The 25,298-nt window shown below is 60.0% G+C and carries 20 protein-coding genes and 1 pseudogene; 5 read left to right on the forward strand and 16 right to left on the reverse strand.

The window, feature by feature from the left end; genetic code table 11:
* Positions 1 to 44: 44 nt before the first annotated feature.
* From BLW36_RS07800 to BLW36_RS07825, 6 genes are all read right to left on the reverse strand, one after another.
* Positions 45 to 695: a vWA domain-containing protein gene (locus BLW36_RS07800; protein WP_091386743.1), complete on the reverse strand. Its 651-nt coding sequence runs from the start codon at positions 693 to 695 to the stop codon at positions 45 to 47.
* Entirely contained in the window at positions 695 to 2,101 is a 1,407-nt protein-coding gene (locus BLW36_RS07805; RefSeq protein WP_091386745.1) for a hypothetical protein, read from the reverse strand. The genes BLW36_RS07800 and BLW36_RS07805 overlap by 1 nt, the downstream gene beginning before the upstream one ends.
* Before the next feature lie 248 nt (positions 2,102 to 2,349).
* Positions 2,350 to 4,101, reverse strand: a complete 1,752-nt coding sequence (locus BLW36_RS07810; RefSeq protein ID WP_091386747.1) for an FG-GAP repeat domain-containing protein — start codon at positions 4,099 to 4,101, stop codon at positions 2,350 to 2,352.
* Between the two features lie 153 nt (positions 4,102 to 4,254).
* The gene (locus BLW36_RS07815; protein ID WP_091386750.1) at positions 4,255 to 5,361 is read right to left on the reverse strand and encodes an ABC transporter permease; all 1,107 of its coding nucleotides are present in this window, start codon (positions 5,359 to 5,361) and stop codon (positions 4,255 to 4,257) included.
* Positions 5,358 to 6,314 carry an ABC transporter ATP-binding protein gene (locus BLW36_RS07820; protein WP_211567150.1) on the reverse strand — a complete coding sequence of 319 codons (957 nt, stop codon included), beginning with the start codon at positions 6,312 to 6,314 and terminating at the stop codon, positions 5,358 to 5,360. Before BLW36_RS07820 ends, BLW36_RS07815 begins: the two co-directional genes overlap by 4 nt.
* Positions 6,304 to 7,092 carry an HlyD family secretion protein gene (locus BLW36_RS07825; protein ID WP_244506189.1) on the reverse strand — a complete coding sequence of 263 codons (789 nt, stop codon included), beginning with the start codon at positions 7,090 to 7,092 and terminating at the stop codon, positions 6,304 to 6,306. Before BLW36_RS07825 ends, BLW36_RS07820 begins: the two co-directional genes overlap by 11 nt.
* Positions 7,093 to 7,863: 771 nt before the next feature.
* Between BLW36_RS07825 and BLW36_RS17605 the strand changes: the two genes are divergently transcribed.
* Positions 7,864 to 8,457: a response regulator transcription factor gene (locus tag BLW36_RS17605; protein ID WP_091387070.1), complete on the forward strand. Its 594-nt coding sequence runs from the start codon at positions 7,864 to 7,866 to the stop codon at positions 8,455 to 8,457.
* 330 nt (positions 8,458 to 8,787) lie between these two features.
* Here the strand turns inward: BLW36_RS17605 and greA are convergent, their stop codons facing one another.
* The 7 genes and pseudogenes from greA to dapB form a co-directional block, all read right to left on the reverse strand.
* Positions 8,788 to 9,264 carry a transcription elongation factor GreA gene (gene greA, locus BLW36_RS07835; RefSeq protein WP_091386752.1) on the reverse strand — a complete coding sequence of 159 codons (477 nt, stop codon included), beginning with the start codon at positions 9,262 to 9,264 and terminating at the stop codon, positions 8,788 to 8,790.
* An 84-nt stretch (positions 9,265 to 9,348) separates the two neighbouring features.
* On the reverse strand, positions 9,349 to 12,579 hold the full coding sequence (gene carB, locus BLW36_RS07840) for a carbamoyl-phosphate synthase large subunit (RefSeq protein ID WP_091386754.1): 3,231 nt from the start codon (positions 12,577 to 12,579) through the stop codon (positions 9,349 to 9,351).
* A gap of 91 nt (positions 12,580 to 12,670) precedes the next feature.
* The gene (carA, locus tag BLW36_RS07845; protein WP_091386756.1) at positions 12,671 to 13,816 is read right to left on the reverse strand and encodes a glutamine-hydrolyzing carbamoyl-phosphate synthase small subunit; all 1,146 of its coding nucleotides are present in this window, start codon (positions 13,814 to 13,816) and stop codon (positions 12,671 to 12,673) included.
* 345 nt (positions 13,817 to 14,161) lie between these two features.
* Positions 14,162 to 14,779: a YfiR family protein gene (locus BLW36_RS07850; protein ID WP_244506170.1), complete on the reverse strand. Its 618-nt coding sequence runs from the start codon at positions 14,777 to 14,779 to the stop codon at positions 14,162 to 14,164.
* Between the two features lie 537 nt (positions 14,780 to 15,316).
* A complete protein-coding gene (gene rimK / locus BLW36_RS07860) occupies positions 15,317 to 16,246 on the reverse strand; it encodes a 30S ribosomal protein S6--L-glutamate ligase (RefSeq protein WP_244506188.1) in 930 nt (309 codons plus the stop codon).
* An 84-nt stretch (positions 16,247 to 16,330) separates the two neighbouring features.
* Positions 16,331 to 16,843, reverse strand: a pseudogene (locus tag BLW36_RS17510) (ATP-dependent zinc protease family protein); the annotation flags it as partial.
* Positions 16,762 to 17,583, reverse strand: coding sequence for a 4-hydroxy-tetrahydrodipicolinate reductase (gene dapB, locus BLW36_RS07865; RefSeq protein ID WP_091386763.1), 822 nt, complete (start codon positions 17,581 to 17,583; stop codon positions 16,762 to 16,764). The gene dapB and the pseudogene BLW36_RS17510, both read right to left, overlap by 82 nt.
* Positions 17,584 to 17,693: 110 nt before the next feature.
* On the opposite strand from dapB, the gene BLW36_RS07870 reads away from it, so the two are divergent.
* The 3 genes from BLW36_RS07870 (at position 17,694) to BLW36_RS07880 (ending at position 19,193) form a co-directional block, all read left to right on the forward strand.
* Positions 17,694 to 18,032 carry a TraR/DksA family transcriptional regulator gene (locus BLW36_RS07870; RefSeq protein ID WP_211567151.1) on the forward strand — a complete coding sequence of 113 codons (339 nt, stop codon included), beginning with the start codon at positions 17,694 to 17,696 and terminating at the stop codon, positions 18,030 to 18,032.
* Positions 18,033 to 18,129: 97 nt separating this feature from the next.
* On the forward strand, positions 18,130 to 18,570 hold the full coding sequence (locus tag BLW36_RS07875; RefSeq protein WP_139304839.1) for a hypothetical protein: 441 nt from the start codon (positions 18,130 to 18,132) through the stop codon (positions 18,568 to 18,570).
* 176 nt (positions 18,571 to 18,746) lie between these two features.
* The gene (locus BLW36_RS07880) at positions 18,747 to 19,193 is read left to right on the forward strand and encodes a hypothetical protein (protein ID WP_091386769.1); all 447 of its coding nucleotides are present in this window, start codon (positions 18,747 to 18,749) and stop codon (positions 19,191 to 19,193) included.
* A 96-nt stretch (positions 19,194 to 19,289) separates the two neighbouring features.
* Here the strand turns inward: BLW36_RS07880 and dnaJ are convergent, their stop codons facing one another.
* The 3 genes from dnaJ to grpE form a co-directional block, all read right to left on the reverse strand.
* On the reverse strand, positions 19,290 to 20,411 hold the full coding sequence (dnaJ, locus tag BLW36_RS07885; protein ID WP_091386771.1) for a molecular chaperone DnaJ: 1,122 nt from the start codon (positions 20,409 to 20,411) through the stop codon (positions 19,290 to 19,292).
* Between the two features lie 242 nt (positions 20,412 to 20,653).
* The gene (gene dnaK, locus BLW36_RS07890; RefSeq protein WP_091386774.1) at positions 20,654 to 22,597 is read right to left on the reverse strand and encodes a molecular chaperone DnaK; all 1,944 of its coding nucleotides are present in this window, start codon (positions 22,595 to 22,597) and stop codon (positions 20,654 to 20,656) included.
* 124 nt (positions 22,598 to 22,721) lie between these two features.
* Complete coding sequence (grpE, locus tag BLW36_RS07895; RefSeq protein WP_091386776.1) at positions 22,722 to 23,363, reverse strand: nucleotide exchange factor GrpE; 642 nt, start codon at positions 23,361 to 23,363, stop codon at positions 22,722 to 22,724.
* 225 nt (positions 23,364 to 23,588) lie between these two features.
* Here grpE and recN point away from each other — a divergent pair, with 225 nt between their 5' ends.
* A complete protein-coding gene (gene recN, locus BLW36_RS07900; protein WP_091386778.1) occupies positions 23,589 to 25,256 on the forward strand; it encodes a DNA repair protein RecN in 1,668 nt (555 codons plus the stop codon).
* The last annotated feature ends 42 nt before the right edge of the window (positions 25,257 to 25,298 follow it).

A 25,298-nucleotide genomic window follows, 5' to 3' on the forward strand; every position in this document is an offset into this window, starting at 1 on the left:
GGTGCGAATTCCGCTGAGCGAAGCCTCGGCGCCTGACGGCCCTGTTACGGCAGTACTTTTCCCAGCCGTTCCAGATCGTTGACCACGCGCCAGCTGCCGCCGCCCTGCTCCACGCGACTCTGCCACTGCTGCAGGCGATCCAGGTATTCGTTGGGATCGATATTGTCGCTGCGCAGCTTGGTCACGTTCAGGGCCACCAGGTTGAAGCCGTCCAGTTGCAGCGGTACGTCGCGGTTGTAGCCTTCCTTCAGCTCCTCCTTCAAATCGGAAAAGATCAGGATTGTCTTGCGACCGGGCTCCTTTTCATTCAGGTACTCTACCGCCTGCAGCAGACCGCCGGTTATATCGGTATAGGCTGCAGGCCTGGTATCCTCGACGAACTGCTGAATCGACTGTTGGAAGGTCTGCTTCTGCCGGTTGGTCACGCTGGGGCGGTCATCGAAGGTGACCTTGGCCTTGATATTTTTTTCGCTGAAACTGCCGGTGTTGATACTCGCCACCGCGAAGGTATCGCCGGGATTCATTTTCGCCAGCGTGTAATTGATCACCTGCTGCGCCTTGTCCAGCTCCTGGGTATAGGTACCGGAGGTATCGATCAGCATATATACGCCCTGGTTACGCGCCACCGGCTCACCACAGGCGGTGAGCAACAGCGCACTGGCGACGGCGATCAGTTGTTTTATCCGGCTGTTCATCAGGCTTCCTCCGCGACTACGGTTTCGTTCGAGCCATTGCGCCAGTTCACAACCATGTCCTCGAGCCACAGCGGCAGGAAAATCACAATATCGTACACACGCACCAGCAGGGAGCCACAGCGCAGCGCCGCGGTACCGGCCAGGCGCAGTGTGACTGACAGCACGCGCAGGAAGAAAGTCGTCAGCAGACCGATGACCGTCCGTGCGGAGGCGATAAAGTTCTCCAGTGGGATGGCGACAAATGTCAGTGCGAAGGGCAGGATAAAGCCCATTCCCATCTGTGCCGCGGTAGTGATCCAGTAGACGCCGCCAACAGCGGCCTCCACCTCGGCGCCTCTAAGCTGCGCGCTGACCGCGAGATCTTCCTGCATCAGGATCTCGCGCATAAAGGCCAGGCCGGCCTCGACGGAAGCGAGGAAAAACAGCAACACGAATGCCGCCCACATCATCCGCGTACGCAATTTGTCGTTGAGCGCACTGATGACCGGAAACAGCCGTGTGATGCGCAGGCACTCCATGACGAACAGGCCCATGGTGATCTCCACCAGGATAATCACCAGCGCCGAAATATCCGCCACCTTGAAGTTGCCGATATAACTGGTACCGCCGACCATCTCAGTCATCGGACGCGCGATCAGGTGAAAGTTGATCAGCGCCCCGCCCACGGCGATCGCCAGCACAAATGTGGCAATAAAGAACTGGCTCAGGGATGACGACGACAGCATACGCAGCGCCCTGTTGCTGCCCTGCTGGATTTCCTCGTAGCGCTCCATATGGCCATCGAGCACCTTGGCGCGGTGTATTACCGAGTCGACGCTCTTATTAACCCGACCGAGGGTGGAAAGCATTGAGCGCCAGCTGGGCATCATGCGTTTCAGCAACTGGTGGCGCTCGCGGGCGGATTCGCGGTAGGCCTCCAGCGCCTTGGCCTCGGCCTTGCGCATCGACTGGTGAATTGTGTCGAGCACGTCGCCAACTACTGGATCACTTTTGGCGGGAATTTCCGCCACTGCCTTGATCGCCTTGGCCCAGTTGGTCGGTTCCGGCGGCACCTCGGCACTGCGTACATAGTCTTCGTCGATCGCGGTCAGCTGCTCGCACAGCTTGCGGTGCAGCGCCGGGTATTGCGCCAGCTCCTTCTTCATCGTGGCTTCAATGCGGTCGAACTCTCGCTCCACATGGCGCTCCGCCGCCTCGCGCCCGGCGGCCAGCAGCACCTCGCGATTTCGCTCCTGCAGGCGCTGCTCGGCGTTCGCCACCGCATTGGCACCCAGGCGCAGGGACTGGTGAAAGAAGCGCGCTAGGGAAAAAATGCCCTGATGTACCGGCTTGCGCGCGACAAACAATGCCAGCAGCGCCAGCAGGAACCACAGCCAGAGCGGCAGGCTATGCAGAAGTTCTGTCATTGTTCTTCTCCTCGGAGCCAGACGGCGGGTGTCTCCACCAATCGTAACAGCACAGGGTCGCACAATCGCCTACTAATTCCCAGATGTTGAAAAAACAATCAAAAAACGGGAAGGAGACCACAGGTCGACCAAAGGCGCCGCTCACAAAGGGGATTCAATCCGGCAGCCGAAGGTTCCATCCTGAACCGTTCGACCGCCGGGTTGACCGAAGAGAGAAGCTGTCGGGAAGGTGGAATAACCGACTGAAATCACTTCACAACGGTAATCGTTACCTGATCTGTCGAGACTTCCCCCAGGTTGTCGGTAATCGCGAGTTCGAAGACCAGTTCAGCCTGTTTCATCGACTTCAATTTGGGCGCAGTAAAGCTGGCGATCGCTGTATTGGCATTAGCCAATGCAACGGCGGGGCCGGATAGCTGGGTCCAACGATAACTGGTGATACTGCCATCGAGATCCACCGACTCGGTGCCATTGAGTTCGACAACACTGTTCTGCTTGACTGTCTGCCCAACGCCGGCGATGGCTACCGGAGCGATGTTTGCTTCGACAATAACGGTGACTGTATCCCTCGCCGTTAACCCGTCGTTATCTTCCACCTCTAGCTCGATCACCAGTTCGATTGTGGAGCCGGTGGGCGGCGTCGGGGCGACGAAATTTGCATAACCATCGGCCGAGCTGTTCAATTGGACCGGCGTGCCGGAAACCTGGCTCCAGCGGTATGCGACGATATTGCCGTCGCTATCCGATGACAGGCTCCCGTTTAGCTGTACATAAGCGTTGCCTTGCACAACCAAGTCAGGACCGGCAGCGGCAACCGGTGGTGTCTTGGGTTCAGCCTCAGCGCCCAGCAAGACGACCAGCCCGTGGTTGTAGTCAGCCACAACCACATCCGGTATGCCATCGCTGTTGATATCGCCCACATCCATGCCTTGGCGGTTGTAATGGGAGGCATAGGGCACACTGAACAGCACTTCGTCGGCCAGGGTACCTGCCGGCTCCTGCTCATAAACACCTATGGCATACCAGCCGCCATGCAATACCAGTAGGTCGTCTGTGGCATCTTGATTCAGATCCGCTGCATGAATGGTTTGCGGGACTTCATAGCTGGAAAGGATCTGAGGAGCCTGCAGCAGGCCACTTCCATCCTGATGGAAGATGGCGAGTGATGCCCTTGGCATATTACCGCCAAAGGTCACTGCCACGTCATTAAGACCGTCCGCATTCAGATCGCCGATGGTAACCGCCTGTGTCAGCTCGTCGTCGCCCAGATCATAGAAGACAGCTGGCTGCAGCCCCCCCTCCCCGTCAGACGCAACCACCGCCAGGTTATCGAACGCATAAGATTGTCCACTCATTACCACGATATCGTTGGCGCCGTCGCCATTGATATCGCCAAGTACCATATCGTCGTAGCCACCATGAGGGGCGTAGTGAGTTTCCGGTTCGTGATTGATGCCCTGTTCGCCCTGATAGAAGACGCCGACGGCCTCCCCGCCCCAGCCGATGCCCGCGATATCGTCCAGGCCGTCGCCATTCAGGTCGGCTGCAGCTATGCGCGTGGACATCGGCGTGGCAATAATTTCGGAACTGAAAAGGGTGCCGTCGGTATATTGCAGAAATATCTCAATACGATCGCGGTCAAAACCTACTGCGACGTCCTTGAGCCCATCACCGTTCAAATCGCCAACGGCAATCGACTGCGGCCTATCGGCGGAGGTGTAACTCAATGAATAACTGACAGGGGACTGAAGCTGGCCGAAGTCATCTTGCAGGAACACCTTTAGGTTGTAATCGTTCTCGGGGTCGAAATAGTAAGATGTATTCATCACTACATCGTTACGACCATCGTTATTCAGATCGGCAATCGCCACGGCCTCCGGCCAGGATCCAGTCGAGTAATAAAAATAGGGCTGCAAACTCACCTCCGCCGCAGCCGGAAAAGCAAAAGCAAAAGCAAATAATGCAAAAGATAAAAACCGAGTAATAAATGGAATTTTCACAACACCTCCCTGTTGCCAATTTAACTCGTAAGAAACTCAGAGGAACCTCTGACGTTAGCGTACCCTACCATAAAATATTGGCGGCACAATGAATCCGGTCTCGCTTTATATTTCGAGGATTAAAAAAGAAACTAAGTGGTACTGGAATTTGAATTAATCCAACCGCTTGCGAAAGCGCGCAATCGCAAGTGTCATCATCACAACAATAAATACCAGCAGCGCCAGCCATTCCCGCCATAGTTCACCGAAATCGGCACCGCGCAGCATGATGCCGCGGATCAGACGCAGGAAGTGGGTCAGCGGCAAAATCTCGGCGAGCCACTGTGCCGGTGCGGGCATGCCGTCAAAGGGAAACATGAATCCCGACAACAGAATCGAGGGCAGGAAGAAAAAAAAGGTCATCTGCATCGCCTGAAACTGGGACTGCGCGCGGGTGGAGATCAATAACCCCATACTCAGGTTGGCGAAAATCAATAGAATTGCCGACCAGTAGACATCCCACACACTGCCGCGAATCGGCACCTCAAACAGCAGCATGCCCAGCAGCAGGATCAAACTGGTCTGTATCAGTCCGATAATTCCGTAGGGCAGCACCTTGCCAAGCATTAGCTCGGCACTGCTGACTGGTGTCGCAATCAGCAGCTCCATATTGCCGCGCTCGCGTTCGCGCACTATGGCCACAGAGGTGAACATCACCATGGTCATGGTGAGGATGATACCGATCAGGCCCGGCACGATATTGATCGCCGAAACACGCTGCGGGTTGTAGAAGCTCACCACGCTGATACGTGCCGGTGGCAACGGCACGGAAGACTGACGCGGCTCTGCAGGCATATAAGTCAGCGGCACCTGTGCCAGCTGCTTGGCAGCGCTCTGCACTACCGTATCGCTGCCATCCACCAGCACCTGCACCGCCTCTTCACCGGTCGCGAGGCGCTGTTCGAAATCCTGCGGAATGACCACGCCAACGCTGATCTCACCGCGGCGCAGCATCTCCATCAGCTGCTGGGGACTCCGCGCACTGGCCACCGGCTCGATCACACCGGTAGCCAGCATATCCATTACCAACTGGCGCGAGCCGCTGGTCAGTGCCTGGTCGGCGATGGCTGCCGGCAGGTGGCGCAGATTCAGGTTGATCGCGTAGCCGAACAGCATCAGCTGCATTACCGGAATACCGACAATCATGGCCAGCGTAATATGGTCGCGGCGCAACTGGCGCAGTTCCTTGATCACCACTGCCCAGAGGCGCCGCCAGTTCACGACGGCTCCGCGTTCAGCTGATCCACCGGTTGATTGGTGGCGGCGACGAATACGTCCTCGAGGCTGGGGGCGATCGGCTCCACCACTGCGCTGACACCGGCGTCGGCAAAGGCCTGTTCGACCCGCGCGCCGCAATCGCCGGATTCGTCACACAGTACCCGCAGGCTGTTACCTATCTGCGCGGCACTGAGCACACCCGGCACCTGTACCAACACCCGCTTCGCCTGACGCGGCCGCTCCGCACGCACCTCCAGGGTCCTGCCCTGCAGCGCGCCGGTCAATTCCGCAGGGCTGCCGTCGGCCACCAGGCGGCCGCGATCGAGAATTGCCAGGCGGTGGCAGCGCTCGGCTTCATCCATATAGTGGGAGGAAACCAGGATCGTGGTGCCGGCATCTGCCAGCTCAAACAGTTTTTCCCAGAAATCGCGGCGCGATTCCGGATCCACCGCGCTGGTCGGTTCATCGAGAAAAAGCAATTCCGGCTTGTGGATCACACTGCCGGCCAGTGCCAGGCGCTGCCTCTGACCACCGCTCAAGGTGCCCGCCAACTGGTCGGCGCGCCCCTCGAAATGGTATTCCTGCAGCAGTTCGTCCACTCGCTGCACCGCCTGGCGCCGCGGCATATTCTGCACGGCGGCAAGAAACTCCAGGTTTTCCCGCAGGGTCAGGTCGGCGAACAGGGAAAACTGCTGCGTCATATAGCCTATGTGCTGCCGCAGCTCTTCCGCCTGCTCGGGAATGCGCAAGCCCAGAACTTCAATTTCCCCCGATGTTGGCGTCAACAGGCCGCAGAGCATACGAATACTGGTGGACTTGCCGGAGCCATTGGGGCCGAGGAAGCCGTACACCTGGCGGCGGGTAACGGTGAGATCGACACCATCTACAGCGCGCAGCGCGCCGAAGCACTTGGTCAGCCCCCGCGCGTGAATCGCGATATCGGATTTAGCGGGCATCAGAGCTGTTCCCTGCGCCGGCGAACTCGGCGCGCAGTGGCAACCCTGCGGGCAGATCGACTGCATCCTCCCCCAGCTGGATTTCCGCCAGGTAGCTGAGTCGCGCCACATCGTCACCGATCAATGCATAGTAGGGCGTGAAACTTGGCTCACTGCGAATCATCCGCACCCGGCCGCCGAAAGGCTGCGCGATGCCCTCGATAAATATTTGGGCCTGATCGCCCACCTGCACACCGGGCCGCAATGGCTGCGGAATATAAACGCGGGCATAGGGAGTATCACCGACAAGCATGATCGCCAACGGGCCACCCACCGGCGCCTCGTCCCCGAGCTTGAATGGCAAGCTGTCCAACAGGCCGTTGCGCGGTGCCTGCACCGTGAGTTTCTGCAGCAGCACCGACTGCGCCTCGGCCTGCGCGCGCGCCTGTGCCAGCGCTGCCTCGGCCTGGGCAATTTCCTCACTGCGTGTTCCCCGCTGCAGTTCCAGCAGCGCCGCCCTAGTCAAGTCCACTTGCGCCGCAGCGGCATCTGCCGACGCTTTGGCGCGATCGATGTCCGACTGCGACACATAGTCCTTAGCGCCCAACTCCTTCAGCCGTTGGTAGTTGCGCCGGGCGTCCTCCGCCTCGGCGCGGGCGGCGGCGAGACTGGCCTCGGCACGCTGAATCTCCTCGCTGCGCGGACCATTCCTCAGCTCTTCCAGGAGTGCGGCGAGTCTCGTCACCTCCGCCTCGGTCGCCGCCAGCTGCGCCCTGGTATTGCGGTCATCCAGTTGCATCACTACCTGCCCGGCACTAAGGCGCTCCCCCTCCCGGACCCGAATATCAACAATCTTTTCTGCGGCCGGCGCCGGCAGTGCTATGCGGTCCCACTCGAGTGTGCCAAGCGTCTGCCTGGGCTTCGCCGTACAGGAACCCAACAGGACGAGCAGCACCATTGCGATCAATGTCGCGCCCAACCGGCTGATGAACAACCGGTTTCTTACTGGAAACAGATGGCTATTCAATTGATCGATTGGCTCCACTCCAATATTCGCCCAAAAAACACCGAACCCATTCCTTTTGGTAAATCTGCTATCAATGCATGAGATAGTGGCCGGACCGGGACCGCGGATCAACATATCTCGGCATAGGCTCCGGTTAACCGGCCTTTTCCACGCCAGCCATCGAAACAGTGATACTCACCAGCCAAAGATTATGCCACCCTGACCAGGCGTCTCATTTATCCAAAATGACTCTATTGACCAAGATCTACAAATAATGAAATTGATCCTTAGAAGTCACTATTTAAATGCGGACCTCAGATATAGCTAATATATGTACTTATAGAAAATACGCGATCATCGCCTACACTCCAAATTAACATCACACCCTACTAGTGACTCGACCTATTTTCATCGATTCAAATGGTATTGACCGTCTCCGCGTTCAGCTGATGGAAATAACAAAGTAGTTAGAAAACTCCCAGCAACATGGAGAGGGACAGCAAACAGATTCGGGCCCTGTATTTGGCAACTGAGCTAAGCAAATCGTGGAGAGGTAAGTGGGACATGCCGGTCCTTTTTGTTAGCAATTCCGGCCCTCACGGAGATTTTCTGTTTGCGCTGATTTCTGACTCACTTCCCTTCAGATGGGAAAAGGCCGAAATAGGAAAACAGCGCCACTGTCTCCGGCATTATCAGGCCATCGTTATCGACGGCAGGCAAATGGCGTTCAACTCTGGGCCAAATTCGTTTTTTTCCTACTGCAAAAACGTGGAACACCCGAAAGTCTTGATAATCAACTCCCCTGCCAAGTTGCCAAATCACATCGCGGACAGTTTAAAAAAGAAGCGTTTTCAGCTTGTATGTGATGTGACGAGCGACCCAGATCACCTGATCAAGAAACTTGCCAATGCCCTTCAGAGCCCCGCCACCCTTTTGGAAGAAGACAACCAGACCGCAGCCCTACTTACCAGGCGTGAGCAGGAGATTCTGACACAAGTGACCACGGGCAAGCCAAACAGGGTTATCGCATCAAATTTGTATCTGAGCGAACACACCGTTAAGAATCACATATACAACATATTTCGAAAAATTGGCGCCAAGAATCGGAGTCAAGCGAGTAACTGGGCAAGGACACACCTTCAGGTTGAGCAAATATGAACCCTGTGGCGCCACTTTTATTATTGCTGCCTTCCTGCGCGACCGAGGGCGAAGAGATTCATGACGGTGCACCGAAAACTAATGAAGACCGGGCTCAGCAAGAAGCAAGCTTTTTACAATCGACCATAGCATTTCCCGAAAGGGACACGAGTTTGCTCGCCAACTGAGTAAACACCTAATCTCGACCTGTCCGGGCAGCGGCTACAATCTGACGACTCGCAGGCCCCATCGTCATGCAGAGAAAAGTAAACCTGACTCACCGGCCGGGAAACACAAATAAAAAAGGGCGGCCAACAGCCACCCTTTTAAATTGTCAGAACCAAAACACTATTACAGGTGCTCGACCGAATCTATCTCGTACTCGACGGCGCCGGATGGCGTTTTCACCACGACCACATCGCCAACTTCCTTGCCGATCAGCGCGCGGGCAATGGGCGAATTGACGGAGATCTTGCGGTTTTTAACATCCGCCTCGTCGTCGCCGACAATCTTGTAGGTTACTTCTTCGTCGTTATCCATATGGATAATGGTGACGGTAGTGCCGAAAATCACCTTATCGCTGGGTTCGATGGCTTTCACATCGATGACTTGTGCCAGAGACAGCTTGCCCTCGATCTCCTGAATACGCCCCTCGATAAAGCCCTGTTTTTCACGTGCGGCGTGGTACTCGGCGTTCTCTTTCAGGTCGCCGTGCTCACGCGCTTCGGCAATGGCCTGCACGACGGCCGGACGCTCGACCTTTTTCAGTCTTTCCAGTTCTTCGCGCAGTGCCTCCGCGCCTTCAACGGTCATTGGTACCCGATTCAAAGTGGGACCTCCAATTTTTATTACAACGAAGCCGGGCCTCCTCCATCAGGGGAAGCCCGGCCAGTATGTTCGCTTGTTTTCAGTTTATTCCGGCAACTTCACCACGCGCTGATGCAGGTCCTGCAGGCGACGCACCTTGAGCGGTTCGCCCTGCTGCATGGCCATGGCCATGGCCTGGGCCGCGGCAAGCGTGGTGGTGTAGCACACCTGGTGATTCTCCGCGCTGCGACGGATATCGGCGGAATCGCGAATGGCCTGGCGCCCCTCGGTGGTGTTGACCACCAGCGCAATCTCGTCGTTTTTAATCATATCGACGATATGCGGGCGGCCTTCGCTCATCTTGTTGACGGTTGTAACGGGAATATCGCTTTCTTGCAAGACCTTGACGGTGCCGCGGGTCGCCACCAGCTCGAAGCCCAGCGCCACCAGGTCCCGGGCGACTCCCACTACTGCCGGCTTGTCGCAATCGCGCACCGAGATAAAGACCCGACCGGATTCCGGCAGCTTGTCGCCGGCCGCCAGCAGGCCCTTGTCGAAGGCTTCGGCAAAGTTGGCACCGACACCCATCACCTCGCCGGTGGATTTCATCTCCGGTCCCAGGATCGGATCCACTTTCGGGAACTTGTTGAACGGGAACACCGACTCCTTCACGGAGAAGTAGTCCGGCACGATTTCCTTGGTGAATCCCTGCTCGGCCAGGCTGATGCCGGCCTGACAGCGCGCCGCCACCTTGGCCAGTGACGTGCCGATGCACTTGGACACAAACGGCACGGTGCGGGATGCGCGCGGGTTAACCTCGATCACGAAGATCTCGCCATCCTGGTAGGCCAGCTGGGTGTTCATCAGGCCCACCACGCCCAGCTCGCGCGCCATGGCCTTCACCTGTTCGCGCATCCTGTCCTGCACATCGGACGGCAGGCTGTAGGGCGGCAGGGAGCAGGCGGAGTCGCCGGAATGCACACCGCACTGCTCGATGTGCTGCATGATGGCGCCGATCACTACGTCCTGGCCGTCGGATACCGCGTCGATATCCACCTCGATGGCTGCGTTCAGGAAGTGGTCCAGCAGTACCGGCGCGTCATCGGAAACCTGTACCGCCTCTTTCATGTAGTTCAGCAGCTCGTCTTCCTTGTAGACGATCTCCATGGCGCGGCCGCCCAGTACATAGGATGGGCGCACCACCAGCGGGTAGCCGACGTCCTTGGCCGCCTGTATCGCTTCGGAAACCGAGCGTACGATGGCGTTTTTCGGCTGCTTGAGTCCGAGGCGCATGATCATCTGCTGGAAACGCTCGCGGTCTTCGGCACGGTCGATCTGCTCCGGGGTGGTACCGATGATCGGCACGCCTTCGGCCGCCAGGTAGCGCGCCAGGTTCAGCGGCGTCTGGCCGCCGAACTGCACGATAACGCCGACAGGGTTTTCCTTGCGCACGATTTCCAGTACGTCCTCGAGTGTCACCGGCTCGAAGTAGAGGCGGTCGGAGGTGTCGTAGTCGGTGGAGACCGTCTCCGGGTTACAGTTGACCATAATGGTCTCGTAACCGTCTTCACGCATCGCCAGTGCGGCGTGCACACAGCAGTAGTCGAACTCGATGCCCTGGCCGATGCGGTTGGGACCGCCGCCGAGCACCATGATCTTCTTGCTGTCGGACGGGTTGGCCTCGCACTCCTCGTCGTAGGTCGAGTACATGTAGGCGGTACTGGTGGCGAACTCTGCTGCACAGGTATCGACGCGCTTGTAGGCCGGAAAGATGCCCAGCTTGTGGCGGAACTCGCGCACGGTTTTCTGGCTTACACCGAGCAGGTCAGCCAGGCGGCGGTCGGAGAAGCCCTTGCGCTTCAGGTAGCGCATGTTTTCGGTAGTCAGGGCAGAAGTCGGCATCGACTTGAGTGGTTCCTCGATCCTGATCAACTCCTCGATCTGTACCAGGAACCAGGGATCGATGCCTGAAAGTTCGTAAACCTGCTCCACGGTCATACCCATGCGGAAGGCATCGCCGACATACCAGATACGCTCGGCGCCGGGCACGGACAGTTCGCGGCGCAGGCGCTCCTGGGCGCCGTCTTCGCTCGGGTCGATCTTGCTTTCGAAACCGAAGCTGCCCACTTCCAGGCCCCGCAGGGCTTTCTGCATGGATTCCTGGAAGGTGCGGCCGATCGCCATTACCTCACCAACAGACTTCATCTGGGTGGTCAGGCGCGCGTCAGCTTCACCGAATTTCTCGAAGGTGAAGCGCGGAATCTTGGTGACCACGTAATCGATGCTCGGCTCGAAGGACGCCGGCGTGGCACCGCCGGTGATGTCATTCTGCAGCTCGTCTAGCGTATAGCCGACCGCCAGCTTGGCCGCGACCTTGGCGATCGGGAAGCCGGTGGCCTTGGAGGCCAGCGCGGAAGAGCGCGACACCCGCGGGTTCATCTCGATCACCACCATGCGGCCGGTGTTCGGGCAGACACCGAACTGCACATTTGAGCCGCCGGTTTCCACGCCGATCTCGCGCAACACCGCGATGGAGGCGTTGCGCATCAGCTGGTATTCCTTGTCGGTCAGGGTCTGCGACGGCGCCACGGTGATGGAATCACCGGTATGCACCCCCATCGGATCGAAGTTCTCGATGGAACAGACGATGATGCAGTTGTCGTTCTTATCGCGAACCACCTCCATCTCGTACTCTTTCCAGCCGAGCAGGGATTCGTCGATCAGCAGCTCGTTGGTCGGCGACAGGTCGAGGCCGCGCTTGCAGATTTCCTCGAATTCCGGCCAGTTGTAGGCCACACCGCCGCCGGAGCCGCCCATGGTGAAGGATGGGCGAATGATCACCGGGAAGCCGAATTCCTCCGGTACCTTCTTCGCCTCTTCCAGCGAGTGGACGATCTTCGCGCGCGGCGTTTCCAGGCCGATGGCCTTCATAGCCTTGTCGAACAGGTCGCGGTCCTCGGCCTTCTCGATCGCGTCCTTGTCGGCGCCGATCAGCTCCACATTGAACTTGTTGAGGATGCCGTTCTTGTCCAGGTCGAGGGCGCAGTTCAGTGCGGTCTGGCCGCCCATGGTCGGCAGAATCGCATCCGGGCGCTCCTCCTCGATGATCTTGGCCACGGTGCGCCACTCCACCGGCTCGATGTAGGTGGCATCGGCCATCGCCGGGTCGGTCATGATCGTGGCCGGGTTGGAGTTCACCAGGATTACCCGGTAACCCTCCTCGCGCAGCGCCTTACAGGCCTGGGCGCCGGAGTAGTCGAATTCGCAGGCCTGACCGATCACGATAGGACCGGCGCCGATAATCAGAATGCTTTTGATGTCTGTGCGTTTTGGCATCTTTCTTCCGTTTCACAACCGGCCTGTAACCGGCAGGTCTCAATCTAATTCGCGTACATGGAGGGGCCATCTGGCCCCTGGCGGCAACCGCCTAGCGGCGCGCTTCCATCAACTCGATAAACTGGTCGAACAGCGGCGCCACATCGTGGGGGCCGGGGCTGGCTTCAGGGTGTCCCTGGAAGCTGAAGGCCGGCTTGTCCGTCAGACGGATGCCCTGCAGTGTGCCGTCGAACAGGGACTTATGGGTCACTTCCACGTTGTCCGGCAGCGAATCCGCGTCGACGGCAAAGCCGTGGTTCTGGGCGGTAATCATTACCTTGCCGCTCTGCAGGCACTGCACCGGATGGTTGCCGCCGTGGTGGCCGAATTTCATTTTCAGCGTGCGCCCGCCGACAGCCAGGCCGAGCAGCTGGTGCCCGAGGCAGATACCGTAGGTAGGTATACCGACATCGAGAAACTCCCGGATCGCCGCAATGGCGTAGTCACAGGGCTCGGGGTCGCCGGGACCGTTGGACAGGAAGATGCCATCGGGATTCATCGCCAGCGCTTCGGCAGCCGGCGTCTCGGCCGGCACCACGGTGACGTCGCAGCCGCGGTCCACCAGCATACGCAGGATATTGCGCTTGACGCCGAAGTCATAAGCCACGACTTTGAACGGCTGCTCCGGAGCGGGCTTGTGGCCCTTGCCGAGTTCCCAGGTACCTTCATTAAACGGGTAGCTCTGCTTGGTGGACACGACCTTGGCCAGATCCATCCCCTTGAGCCCGGCGAACTCCTTCGCCTTGGCCAGCGCAACGTCGCGATCGGCCTCTTGGTTAACACCCTCGCCGGCGACAATGCAGCCGCTCTGGGCACCCTTGTCCCGCAGCAGGCGGGTCAGGCGGCGGGTATCGATATCGGCGATGCCAACCACGTTCCGCTCCCGGAGATAGTCCTCCAGCGACTGCTCTTTGCGGAAGCTGCTGGCCAGCAGCGGCAGGTCGCGAATCACCAGCCCCGTAGCCCAGATCTCCGCGCACTCCTCGTCTTCCGAGTTGGTGCCGGTGTTACCGATATGGGGATAGGTCAGGGTGACGATCTGGCGTGCATATGACGGGTCGGTAAGGATTTCCTGATAGCCGGTCATGGAAGTGTTGAACACCACTTCACCAACGGCGCTGCCGTGGGCGCCGATGGCGCGCCCTTCGAATACACTGCCATCTGCCAATACCAGCAGAGCCGGGGTGGTGCGGGGCATCAGGGCCTCAGGCGTGGGGACAGCTTTAGTCAAATTGATCTCCAGTCTTCAGAACTGCTTCCGGGCGGGGGTTTGTGAGCAGCGGGTGCGGCGTCGCAGGCGACGGTTTGCGCCTATAAAAAAGCGAGATGAAACTACGCAGCTTCATCTCGCTTTTTTGAATTTATTCACGCGCGGCTCTCACACTGTGGCCGGCGCTTGCCGCCGGCATTGATGGACTGTGCGTTTCGCGACTCACTCGCGCAGCCAGCCCAAACCGGGCGCAGATTCTACGCCAAATGCGCCGCAGATGCCAGTACAAAAATGCGCCATTGGCTCAGCGCCCGGCACGGGCGCCCGCGGCGGTCAATTCAGTTTCCGGCTCAGGCGAAACAGGCTGTTGCCCATCTTCAGTTCCGCCCGGTCCAGCATGGTCTTGTTCAGCTGCAGGGCCACGGTGCCGCCACTTTCGACAAACTCGATCATACCGCCGGTAACTGCAAACCGCTCTGCGTCGCTCACCGTCAGCACCGGGAAAAACTCGAGTGCACCCACCACCTTCACCAGGCTGGACCGCTCCATTTCGCCCAGCACGACGATCTGGCAGCTGCGGGCCCGCATCAGCTCGCCCTGGTTGACGCTTTCCACCGCCACCATCCGGCCGTTGATCCGCTGGTGTCTCAAGCGCTCCCCCAGCGGCTCGTGCAGACTGCCCCCGCCCATCACACAGATACGGAAGGGGGCATTGGTACCGGTAAACGCTTCGATCGGCCACTGCAGGTGATAGGCAAAATGCACGATATAGTCCACCATCACCCGCCGCCCGACTGCAGAGTCGGACAGCTGGGCCGACGCCTGGACGCTGGTCACGCCGAGCACGATCAACAGTACGGCCAAATGTGACAGTGCCAGTGCGAGATTTCTCAGGATGAAACGCAACTGGTGCTTGTTCATGCCGCTCCGAGCCTTACGGTTCTGCACCATCTGGCCACCGTGCGAGGGCGCGCTGAAGCGCCGCCTTCACCTATTCGCCATCCATGGCAGACGGTATGGGGTATGAAGGGCTCTCCGATAGCAAGAGCCCGACGAGAAAACTTGCGCCAAACACACAGTTCGGCTTCACCAGAAGGTTAGTCTCGGCCGGCGGGCCTCGCCAAATGGCGGCGCAGGGTGAGGCGCCAAGCCAGGACCAGGGAGCCAGCCCACGACGGACTATCGCTCCTTTTGCCGACGAAACGGTCACGGCAGAAGCCCCGGCCATGAGGCATGAGACATGAGGCGCCAAGCATCGCAGTTTGGCACCAGTGTGGACAGAAGAGACAAGCGGCCTGCATTAGCCGACCGGGAAAGAGAGGATGTAAATTAGCTGTCTACGGCGGGAACGGGACGGCGTGACGAAAAACCTGCCAACTTGGCCCCCATGGCCGGGGTGTGAATATCGGCCAACCCCTGCGAGTACCGCAGCGGCCCCCGGCCAGGTGCACCAAACCCCTCTGGTGCACCCGGCTGGCCGACGCACGATTATTCCTGCTTGGCGCCAGCATCCTCTTTCGTCGTGTTGGCCATCGGACGCCACTTCAATGCCTTCTCGATCGACACGATCATGGAGCCGGCGACATCCTTGCGCGTGGCGCTCTCTATGCCCTCGAGTCCCGGTGAGGAATTCACCTCCAGCAGCAGTGGTCCCTTCTTGGAGCGAATGATGTCCACGCCGGCCACTTTCAGCCCCAGCACCTTGGCCGCCTTTACGGCGAGGCGCTTTTCCTCTGCCGTCACCTTGACCACGGACGCCGTACCACCCTGGTGAATGTTGGCGCGGAACTCTCCCGGCGCCGCCTCCCGCTGAATCGACGCCACCACCTTGCCATCGATCACGAACAGGCGCAGATCCTTGCCTTGCGCCTCGCGGATAAACTCCTGCACCAGCAGGTTTGCCTTCAGCGACTTGAACGCATTGATCACCGACTCACCCGCCTTGCGCGTTTCCGCCAGCACCACGCCGCGCCCCTGCGTACCCTCCAGCAACTTCACGATCAGCGGCGCACCGCCCACCATTTCGATCAGTTCATTGGTATCCACCGGCGAGTTGGCGAAACCCGAGGTCGGGATATTCAGGCCGTTCTGCTGCAGCAGCTGCAGCGAAAAAAGCTTGTCGCGGGACTGGCTGATCGCCGCCGATCCGTTCAGCGCAAAGACGCCGATACTCTCGAAGTGGCGCGTCAATGCACAGCCATAGAAGGTCTGGCTGGGGCGAATACGCGGAATCACGGCGTCCAGGTTGTTGAGTATGCGGCCGTCGCGGTAATGCACCTCCGGCTCGTTCGGATCCAGCTTCATGTAGCACTGGCGGATATCCAGGAAGCTCATGCGGTGGCCGCGCTCGGCACCGGCTTCCATGATGCGCTGGTTGCTGTACAGATCCGGGTTGGAAGCGAGCAGGCCGATCCGCAGGCCGGTACCGGCCATATGATGTTCGTCCCGGTAGTACTCCTCCAGCTGGCTCTGGGGCATGTCGCCGAGACAGAAGCTCTCCGAGGGATCCACCATCATGCGGCCCAGCATCGCCTCGCGCCCGAGCAACATGCGGTAGCCCATGCTGTCGCGGTTGGTCAGCGTCAGCTCTATATCCCAGACACTGCCGCCGATGGACAGGGAGGTGCGGATGACCGGCCGCTTTTCACTGTCGCCGGAAGAGCTGCGCACCAGGCGCTTGTCGAGCAGGCGCGCCTCACAGCGCACCGACGGCCGGCGCAGGTGCTGCAGCGGGTGCGCCTCGAAACTCACCCACGGCTCGCCGTCGCGCTTGAACGTCTGGATGTTGTAGGCGTGCAGACACGAAGTCTTCGCCCCCGAGTCCACCCGCGCCTTGATGGCGGGAATACCCAGAGAGGGAAAACTGCACCACTCTTCACTGCCGACAATGATTTTTTTTTCCAACACCTGATCCTCAGAAAATTGTGTTCGCGCTAGGCCTTCAGACCCAGCACGTCGCGCATATCGTAATGGCCGGGCGCCCGATCGCCTTGCTGCCCGTCGCCCATCAACCACAAGGCGGCGCGCACGGCACCGCGGGCAAACGCCAGCCGGCTGCTGGCCTTGTGCGTAATCTCGACCCGCTCGCCATCGGCGAGAAACATGACCGTGTGATCCCCCACCACATCACCACCGCGCACAGTGGCAAAGCCGATGGTGTCGCGCTCGCGCGCGCCGGTCTGCCCTTCGCGCCCGTAGACGGCCACTTTGGACAGGTCGCGACCCAGCGTCTCGGCCACCACTTCGCCCATGCTGAGCGCCGTACCGGAGGGCGCATCCACCTTGTGGCGGTGATGCGCCTCGACGATCTCTATATCCGCGTCATCACCGAGTACGCGCGCGGCGGTTTCCAGCAGGTTGAAGCACAGGTTCACGCCGGTGGAAAAATTACTGGCGAGGCAAAGCGGCACTCTCTGCGCCTGTGCCAGCACCGCGTCTTTCTGTTGCTCGTCGAATCCGGTGGTACCGATAACGATCGGGCGCTTGTGCGCGGCGCAGTAGGCGGCGTTTGCCTCCGTCGCGGTAGGGGCAGTAAAGTCGATCAGGACGTCGAAATCCGCCTGCTCCAGACTGTCTACGATGGCGAGCCCGTTGCGGCCCAGTCCCGCGACCTCTCCGGCATCGGCACCCACCAGGCTGGATCCGGGTCGCACTATCGCCGCGGACAACTCGGCCTGGTCAGACTGCGCCACCGCATCCGCCAGCGCGCGCCCCATGCGACCGCCGAATCCCGTTATCGCTACTTTTACCGCCATGGTGATCTCTCCTGCCTGCCCCCGATAAAGTCGCGGATTCTACCCGCGACCAGCGCCGCGGCATAGGTTTAAACTGCGTGAACCTTCATCACTTTTCAAGGGGGTTCCCGGTGGACTCGCCTCAATTGGAACAATTCAAGCAGACGTTGCTGGCGATGCAATCCGAACTCGCCACACTCGCGGAAACCGCACAGCGCGCAGGTCGCCCGGTGCAGCTGGACCAGACCAGCGTTGGCAGGCTGTCGCGCATGGAGGCCATCCAGGCACAGCAGATAGCACAGGACGCGCAGCGCCGCCGCCACCTGTTGATCGATGCCATCGACGGCGCCCTGCGCCGTATCGAAAGTGGCGATTTCGGCTACTGCTTCGTCTGTGACGAGGAGATAGACGCACGGCGTCTGCACGCCGACCCGACTATCACACGCTGCATTCAGTGTGCCGGGAAATAAATAGCAGCGAGCTTATAACGAACCACCGCTTTTCGTTGGCCACGACAGCTTGTCGCACTGCTACGCTTGTAAGCATATGGGTGATTGGAGCGCCAATATGCAGGTTCTCACTCGCCCGGGCAATATCGCCCGGCTCATGGCAATTCTGTTCTCGCTCAGCGTGCTGTTCTGCGCTCTGCAGCTCAATGCAGAGGACAAGGATCTCCCGGACAACTTCTGGAAAAAGTACGGCGATGTGACGGAATGGGTTTCCGCGCGCCTGAAACTGAGCCCAGAACAGGCGGAGGAGGCGCTGCCCATTCTGAAGACGAGTTTTGAGCTGAAGAAATTGATGCTCGAGGATTACGGCCTGAAAGACGGCAAGATGCCGCCGCTGACCGATGAACAAAAAGAGGAGCTGGATGCGGGCATGATTGCCATCCGGGCGAACACCCGAGGCGAAATGGTGAAAATTCTCAATAAGGAGCAACTGGAGGAGCTAAAGAAAATTCAGGAGGAATATCACATGGCCTATCGCGAGTGGCTGGCCGAGCAGTAACACCGGACAATCTATGGCTTGCCGCGGCTTCTGCAAGCCGACTCGCTATCGCATGCAGTTTCAGTACCCGAAAAAATAACCGGCAACATACTTATAGCGAAGTGCATTCTCATCCACCCGCGCCTTAGATCTTCCGCTGCTACGCTTGTAGACAGATGAATGATTGGAGCGCCAACATGCAAACATTCACACGCGCGGCCAATATAGCCCGGCTGATGGCTTTTCTGTTTTCGCTAAGCGTGCTGCTCTGTGTACCGCAACTGCAAGCGGCGGACGAGGATGTCGAGAGCGATTTCTGGGAAAAATATGATGACATCACCGACTGGGTGACGTTGCGCCTGGAGTTGACACCCGAGCAGGAAAAGTCCGTGCTGCCGATCCTCAGCGGCAACTTCGAGCGCCGCCTAGGCCTCCTCGAGCAATACGGCTTCAGCGCCACCGAGTATCCCGAGCTGAACCGGGTTCAGAAAGAGGAAATCGACGCAAAGATGATCGCCATCGGCGCCGATACACGCGCCAAACTGGTGCCCATCTTGAACGCCGAGCAGCTCGAAGAGCTGAAAAAAATACAAGAGGAGTTTCACCTGGACTTCCGCCACCGACTCTTCAAGGACAAGCTGTAAAGCGAGGCCGAGAGCAGAAAAACGGCAAAAAAAGAGCGGCCCGCGGGCCGCTCTTTCGCTACCGGCAACGACAGCACAGCGGCTGTCGCAAATTCACTACAGCTTCATATCGCCGAAAAAGTTCTTTACCCCTTCGAACCAGCCGGTCTGACGCGGAGAGTTTTTCTTTTCGCTCAGGGTATTGGCGAACTCTTCCAGCAGCTCTTTCTGTTTGCCGGAAAGGTTGACCGGCGTCTCCACCACCACGCGACACAGCAGGTCGCCGGTCGCGCCGCCGCGCACCGGGGTCACGCCCTTACCGCGCAGGCGGAACAGCTTGCCGGTCTGGCTCTCGGCCGGGATCTTGAGCTTGACCTTGCCGTCCAGGGTCGGCACCTCGAGCTCACCGCCCAATGCCGCGGTAACGAAGCTGATCGGCACTTCACAATAGAGGTTCTTGCCGTCGCGCTGGAACAGCTCGTGCTCCTTCACGACCACCTGCACGTACAGATCCCCGGGCGGCCCGCCGTCCGGGCCCGCCTCGCCCTCGCCGGACAGACGGATACGGTCGCCGGTATCGACGCCGGGCGGCACCTTGACCGACAGGGTCTTGGTCTCCTCTACGCGGCCGCGGCCATGGCAGCTGCTGCAGGGATCAGAGATGATGGTGCCGCGCCCGCGACAGTTCGGACAGGTCTGCTGCACGGAGAAGAAGCCCTGCTGCATGCGCACCTGGCCGTGGCCACCACAGGTACCACAGGTCTGCGGTGAGGAGCCGGGCTTGGCACCGGAACCGTGACAGGTATCGCAGGAGGACAAGGTCGGCACACGGATCTTGACGGTCGTGCCGCGCACCGCGTCTTCCAGGTCCAGTTCCAGGTCATAGCGCAGGTCGGAGCCCCGCGCCGGACCGGTGCGGCGGCCACCACCGCCGCCGAAAATATCGCCGAACACGTCGCCGAAGATATCGGAGAAGCCGCCGAAACCACCGGCGCCACCACCGCCCATCTGCCCTTCGACACCGGCGTGACCGAACTGGTCGTAGGCCGCCTTTTTCTGTGGGTCGGACAGGACTTCGTAGGCCTCGTTGGCCTCCTTGAAGCGATTCTCCGCCTCTTTGTCGTCGGGATTGCGGTCCGGATGGAATTTCATCGCCACCCGGCGGTAGGCCTTTTTCAGCTCTGCTTCCGAGGCGCTCCGCTCAACACCCAGGACTTCGTAATAATCGCGTTTCGACATAAAACTGTGTTCTCTGGTCCGGCACCGCTGCCGGCCAAGCTCTGTTCTTTTACTTTCCGGTCCCTAACCACACCCCGGGCCCCTCCCGATCCGGGGTCGCCACCGCCAGCCTTTCCGCGGAAACCTGCCGGTGAACCTGAAACAACACAGGGCGCGGGCCTCTCAGGAGATAGCACCGCGCCCTCGAGCACTGTCGCGGGGAGGCCTCCAGAGGCCACCGCCACGACATTGTAAGCGAATACTTACTTATCTTCTTTCTTGTCTTCCTTAACTTCTTCAAACTCGGCGTCCACGGCGTCGTCGCCACCACCGGTCTGCTCGGCCTGCTCGGCACCGGCAGCGCCCTCGGCGCCGCCCGCGGCCTGGGCCTGCTCGGCGTACATCTTCTGCGCCAGCGGGCCGGAAGCCTCGGTCAGCTTGTTGGTCGCGGCCTCCATGGCGGCCTTGTCATTGCCTTTCACGGCTTCCTCTGCTTCGGAGATTGCCGCCTCAATCGCAGATTTTTCCTCGGCAGTGGCTTTGTCTCCGGCCTCTTCCAGGGTTTTCTTGGTCGCGGAGATCAGGCCGTCGAGGGTGTTGCGGGTAGTCACCAGCTCCTCGAACTGCTTGTCCGCCTCGGCGTTGGCCTCGGCATCCGCCACCATCTTGTCGATCTCTTCCTCGGACAGACCGGAGGAGGCCTTGATCACGATGGACTGCTCTTTGCCGGTGGCCTTGTCCTTCGCGTGCACGTGCAGGATACCGTTGGCATCGATGTCGAAGGTCACTTCGATCTGCGGCATACCGCGCGGCGACGGCGGAATGTCGGTCAGGTCGAAGCGGCCCAGGGACTTGTTCTGGGACGCCTGCTTGCGCTCACCCTGCACCACGTGAATGGTCACGGCAGTCTGGTTGTCCTCCGCAGTGGAGAAGGTCTGCGACTTCTTGGTCGGGATAGTGGTGTTCTTGTCGATCAGCGGCGTAGCCACACCACCCATGGTTTCGATACCCAGGGTCAGCGGCGTCACGTCCAGCAGCAGTACGTCTTTGACGTCACCGGCCAGTACCGCACCCTGAATGGCGGCACCCATGGCCACGGCTTCGTCCGGGTTGACGTCCTTGCGCGGCTCCTTGCCGAAGAACTCGGTCACTTTCTGCTGCACCAGCGGCATACGGGTCTGGCCACCAACCAGGATGACGTCGTCGACGCCGGAAGCGGTCAGATCGGCGTCCTGCAGGGCGATCTTGACCGGCTCCAGAGTGCGGTTTACCAGCTCCTCGACCAGGCTCTCGAGCTTGGCGCGGGTCAGCTTGACCACCAGGTGTTTCGGACCGGTGGCGTCTGCGGTGATGTACGGCAGATTCACTTCGGTCTGCTGGCTGGAGGACAGCTCGATCTTGGCCTTCTCGGCGGCCTCTTTCAGGCGCTGCATGGCCAGCGGATCGCCTTTCAGGTCGATGCCCTGCTCTTTCTTGAATTGCTCGGCCAGGTAGTCGATCAGGCGCAGATCGAAGTCTTCACCACCGAGGAAGGTATCACCGTTGGTGGACAGCACTTCAAACTGCATCTCGCCATCGACGTCGGCGATCTCGATGATGGAGATATCGAAGGTGCCGCCGCCCAGGTCGTAAACGGCCACAGTGCGGTCGCCACCCTTCTTGTCCAGGCCGTAGGCCAGCGCGGCTGCGGTCGGCTCGTTGATAATGCGCTTCACGTCCAGGCCGGCGATGCGGCCGGCATCTTTAGTGGCCTGGCGCTGGGAGTCGTTGAAGTAGGCCGGCACGGTGATTACTGCCGCATCTACCTTTTCACCGAGGAAATCCTCGGCGGTCTTCTTCATTTTCTTCAGCACTTCGGCGGAGATCTGCGGCGGGGCCTTTTTGTCGCCTTTCACTTCCACCCAGGCATCACCGTTTTCGGCTTCGACGATTGAGTAGGGCACCATCTTGATGTCCTTCTGTACCACATCGTCTTTGAAGCGGCGGCCGATCAGGCGCTTGACGGCGAACAGGGTATTCTGCGGGTTGGTAACCGCCTGGCGCTTGGCAGACTGGCCTACCAGGATTTCATTGTCGTCTGTGAATGCAACGATAGAGGGAGTTGTGCGATCGCCCTCAGCGTTTTCGATCACGCGCGCCTTGTCACCTTCCAGTACTGCAACACAGCTGTTGGTAGTACCCAGGTCGATGCCGATAATTTTTCCCATTTATAGAACCCTCATTTGTTTGCGCGTCGCCAGCCCTGTCGGCATCGGCCGCGCGATTAAATTCTGATGTCAGCTATATTGGTGCCGGCGGAATTATTTCAAGGCCGGCCACTTTTAATTGCCGTTACGGTGCCTTGCTGACCACCACCATGGCCGGACGCACGAGGCGGCCGTTGAGGCGGTAGCCCTTCTGGAATACATCCAGTACGGTGTTCGGCTCCACGTCGCCGTTGGGCACCTGGGTCATGGCCTGGTGCAGCTCCGGATCGAAGGGCTCGCCGGCCGGATCCACCACCTCCACCGAGTATTTGCCCAGCGTGTCGACAAACGATTTGTGGGTCAGCTCGATACCTTCGACGATCGCCTTGTTGGCCTCGTCGCCGGCATCGATGGTGGCCAGCGCCCGCTCCAGGTTATCCACCACCGGCAACAGGTCCTGCAGCAGTCTCTCCACGGCAAACTTGTGCGCCTTCTCCACGTCCTGTTCGGCGCGGCGGCGGGCATTCTGCGCCTCAGCCTGGGCACGTAACGCCAGCTCCTTCTGGATCGCCAGCTGCTCCTGCAGTTTTATGACATCCTCGTGCAGGGCATCGGCACTCTCGGGCTCGGCGTGAAGCGCCTCTTCCGCCTGGTGCTGCTCCTCCGCCGAGGGCTCCTCGACCTCGGCACGGGCCGGCTCTTCCTTTACAGGGGTGTGCTCGTCGGTAAGAGCTTCCGCATGCACGCCTTCTTTAATCTGATCTTCTTCGCTGCGCTCTTTGGCCACTGCTTTCTCCGTCGCGTCGACTGTCAGTTAAGTGGGTATTCACCCGCCACTCGGGCAATGCAGGCCTATATGGGGCCTAGCCCGCACAGTTCAAGGGGATTTAGGTCGCGGATTGTCCCAGCAGAGTAATGTGCCACCACACGTGTAGCGAACCAGCACTAATTACTGTATAAATAACCACTAACTGACACCCTCAGCGCCCAACATAAAAAGGCCACAGAAGCTATGTTGCTGCACCTGTCTATCAGCCAATTCACCCTGGTGGACCAGCTGGAGCTGGAATTCGGTCCCGGCACCAGCACGCTGACCGGCGAGACCGGCGCCGGCAAATCCATCACCCTCGATGCCCTGGGGCTGGCCCTCGGCGATCGCGGCAATGCCGAGCTGGTGCGTGCAGGCAGCCCCCGCGCCGACATCAGCGCCACCTTCGATATCGCCGACCACCCCTCTGCGGCCGCCTGGCTGCAGGAACAGGAGTTGGATGTCGGACACGAGGTGATCCTGCGCCGCACCATCGGCGCCGACGGCCGCTCACGGGCCTATATCAACGGGCAGCCGGTAACCCTGCTGCAACTGCGGGCCCTGGGCGAACAACTGATCGACATCCACAGCCAGCACGAACACCAGTCACTGCTGAAAAAAGACACCCACCGCCGCCTGCTGGACGAATTCGCCCAGGCCCAGGATCTCGCCGCCGAGACCCGCATTCACTTCAAGACCTGGCAGGACCAGTACCGCCGCTACCGGTCTCTGGCGGACAGCGCCGAGGAAACCGAGGCACGGCGCCAATTGCTGCAATACCAGCTCGAAGAGCTGGAGCAGCTGGACCTGCAACCGGGTGAGATAGAGGAGCTGGAAAGCGAACAGCGCCAGCTGGCCAACGCCGGGCAGATACTGAGCGGCAGCTACCAGCTGGCGGCACTGCTTTCCGGTGGCGAAGGAGATATCGCCGAGCAGCTGCACCGCGCCCTGCAACTCTTGTCCGCCATGCCGGAGCAGTCGCCGGCCCTGGCGGAAGTCGCGCAGATGCTCGACAGCGCCCGCATCCAGGTCGACGAAGCGGCGGGCACGCTGTCGCGCCATATCGATCGCTTCGAGATGGATCCGGAACGGCTGGCAGAGGTGGAGGAACGCCTCAGCGCCATCTACCAGGCGGCGCGCAAACACCGCGTACAGCCGGACGAGCTGCCGGGCCTGCAACAGCAATTGCAGGCCGAACTGGACGAAATAGGCGCACCGGATGCGCTGGACAAACTCGCCGCAGATTGCGAAAAACTGGAAGCACAGTACCGCACGACCGCCGCCAAACTGAGCAAGCTGCGGGAAAAGGCCGCCGCCAAGCTGGCGCAAGCGGTAAACAGCCAGCTGGCAGAACTGGCCATGCCCCACGCGCGGGTGGAGCTGGCCCTGCAGCCACAGGACAAGCCGGCGTCCAGCGGGCTCGAGGAAGTGGAGATACTGATCTCCACCAACCCGGGGCAACCGCCGCGGCCACTGGGCAAGATCGCCTCCGGCGGCGAACTGTCGCGGGTCAGCCTGGCAATTCAGGTGGTCACCGCACAGACCTCGCGGACCCCGACACTGGTCTTCGACGAAGTAGACGTGGGCATTGGCGGCGCCACCGGCGACGTGGTCGGGCGATTGCTGCGCCAGCTGGGTGAGACCCGCAGTGGCCGCGCCGGCCAGGTAATCTGCGTGACGCACCTGGCCCAGGTGGCCGCGAGAGCCCACCGCCAGTACCTGGTCGAGAAACACAGCGACGGCGATGCCGCCTTCGTCTCCCTGCGCGAACTGCAGAACGGCGAGCGCCGCGAGGAAATCGCCCGCATGCTCGGTGGCGAAACCACCACCCAGTCACTGGCCCACGCCGAGGAAATGCTGACGCGCAGCTGACGCCGCAGCCCACCGGAAGCGCGACTCCCTGTTCACAAATTG

The organism is Microbulbifer marinus, assembly GCF_900107725.1.
GTDB lineage: Bacteria > Pseudomonadota > Gammaproteobacteria > Pseudomonadales > Cellvibrionaceae > Microbulbifer > Microbulbifer marinus.

Excerpts from the sequence above, each read along its gene's own strand:
- recN (WP_091386778.1), top strand. The coding sequence starts at position 23,589 with ATGTTGCTGCACCTGTCTATCAGCCAATTCACCCTGGTGGACCAGCTG.
- BLW36_RS07825 (WP_244506189.1), bottom strand. The coding sequence starts at position 7,092 with ATGCAACTGGATGACCGCAATACCAGGGCGCAGCTGGCGGCGACCGAG.
- BLW36_RS17605 (WP_091387070.1), top strand. The coding sequence starts at position 7,864 with ATGCCGGTCCTTTTTGTTAGCAATTCCGGCCCTCACGGAGATTTTCTG.
- BLW36_RS07875 (WP_139304839.1), top strand. The coding sequence starts at position 18,130 with ATGCAGGTTCTCACTCGCCCGGGCAATATCGCCCGGCTCATGGCAATT.
- BLW36_RS07880 (WP_091386769.1), top strand. The coding sequence starts at position 18,747 with ATGCAAACATTCACACGCGCGGCCAATATAGCCCGGCTGATGGCTTTT.
- carA (WP_091386756.1), bottom strand. The coding sequence starts at position 13,816 with ATGCCCCGCACCACCCCGGCTCTGCTGGTATTGGCAGATGGCAGTGTA.
- dapB (WP_091386763.1), bottom strand. The coding sequence starts at position 17,583 with ATGGCGGTAAAAGTAGCGATAACGGGATTCGGCGGTCGCATGGGGCGC.
- dnaK (WP_091386774.1), bottom strand. The coding sequence starts at position 22,597 with ATGGGAAAAATTATCGGCATCGACCTGGGTACTACCAACAGCTGTGTT.
- BLW36_RS07820 (WP_211567150.1), bottom strand. The coding sequence starts at position 6,314 with ATGCCCGCTAAATCCGATATCGCGATTCACGCGCGGGGGCTGACCAAG.
- BLW36_RS07800 (WP_091386743.1), bottom strand. The coding sequence starts at position 695 with ATGAACAGCCGGATAAAACAACTGATCGCCGTCGCCAGTGCGCTGTTG.
- carB (WP_091386754.1), bottom strand. The coding sequence starts at position 12,579 with ATGCCAAAACGCACAGACATCAAAAGCATTCTGATTATCGGCGCCGGT.
- BLW36_RS07850 (WP_244506170.1), bottom strand. The coding sequence starts at position 14,779 with ATGGTGCAGAACCGTAAGGCTCGGAGCGGCATGAACAAGCACCAGTTG.
- dnaJ (WP_091386771.1), bottom strand. The coding sequence starts at position 20,411 with ATGTCGAAACGCGATTATTACGAAGTCCTGGGTGTTGAGCGGAGCGCC.
- BLW36_RS07805 (WP_091386745.1), bottom strand. The coding sequence starts at position 2,101 with ATGACAGAACTTCTGCATAGCCTGCCGCTCTGGCTGTGGTTCCTGCTG.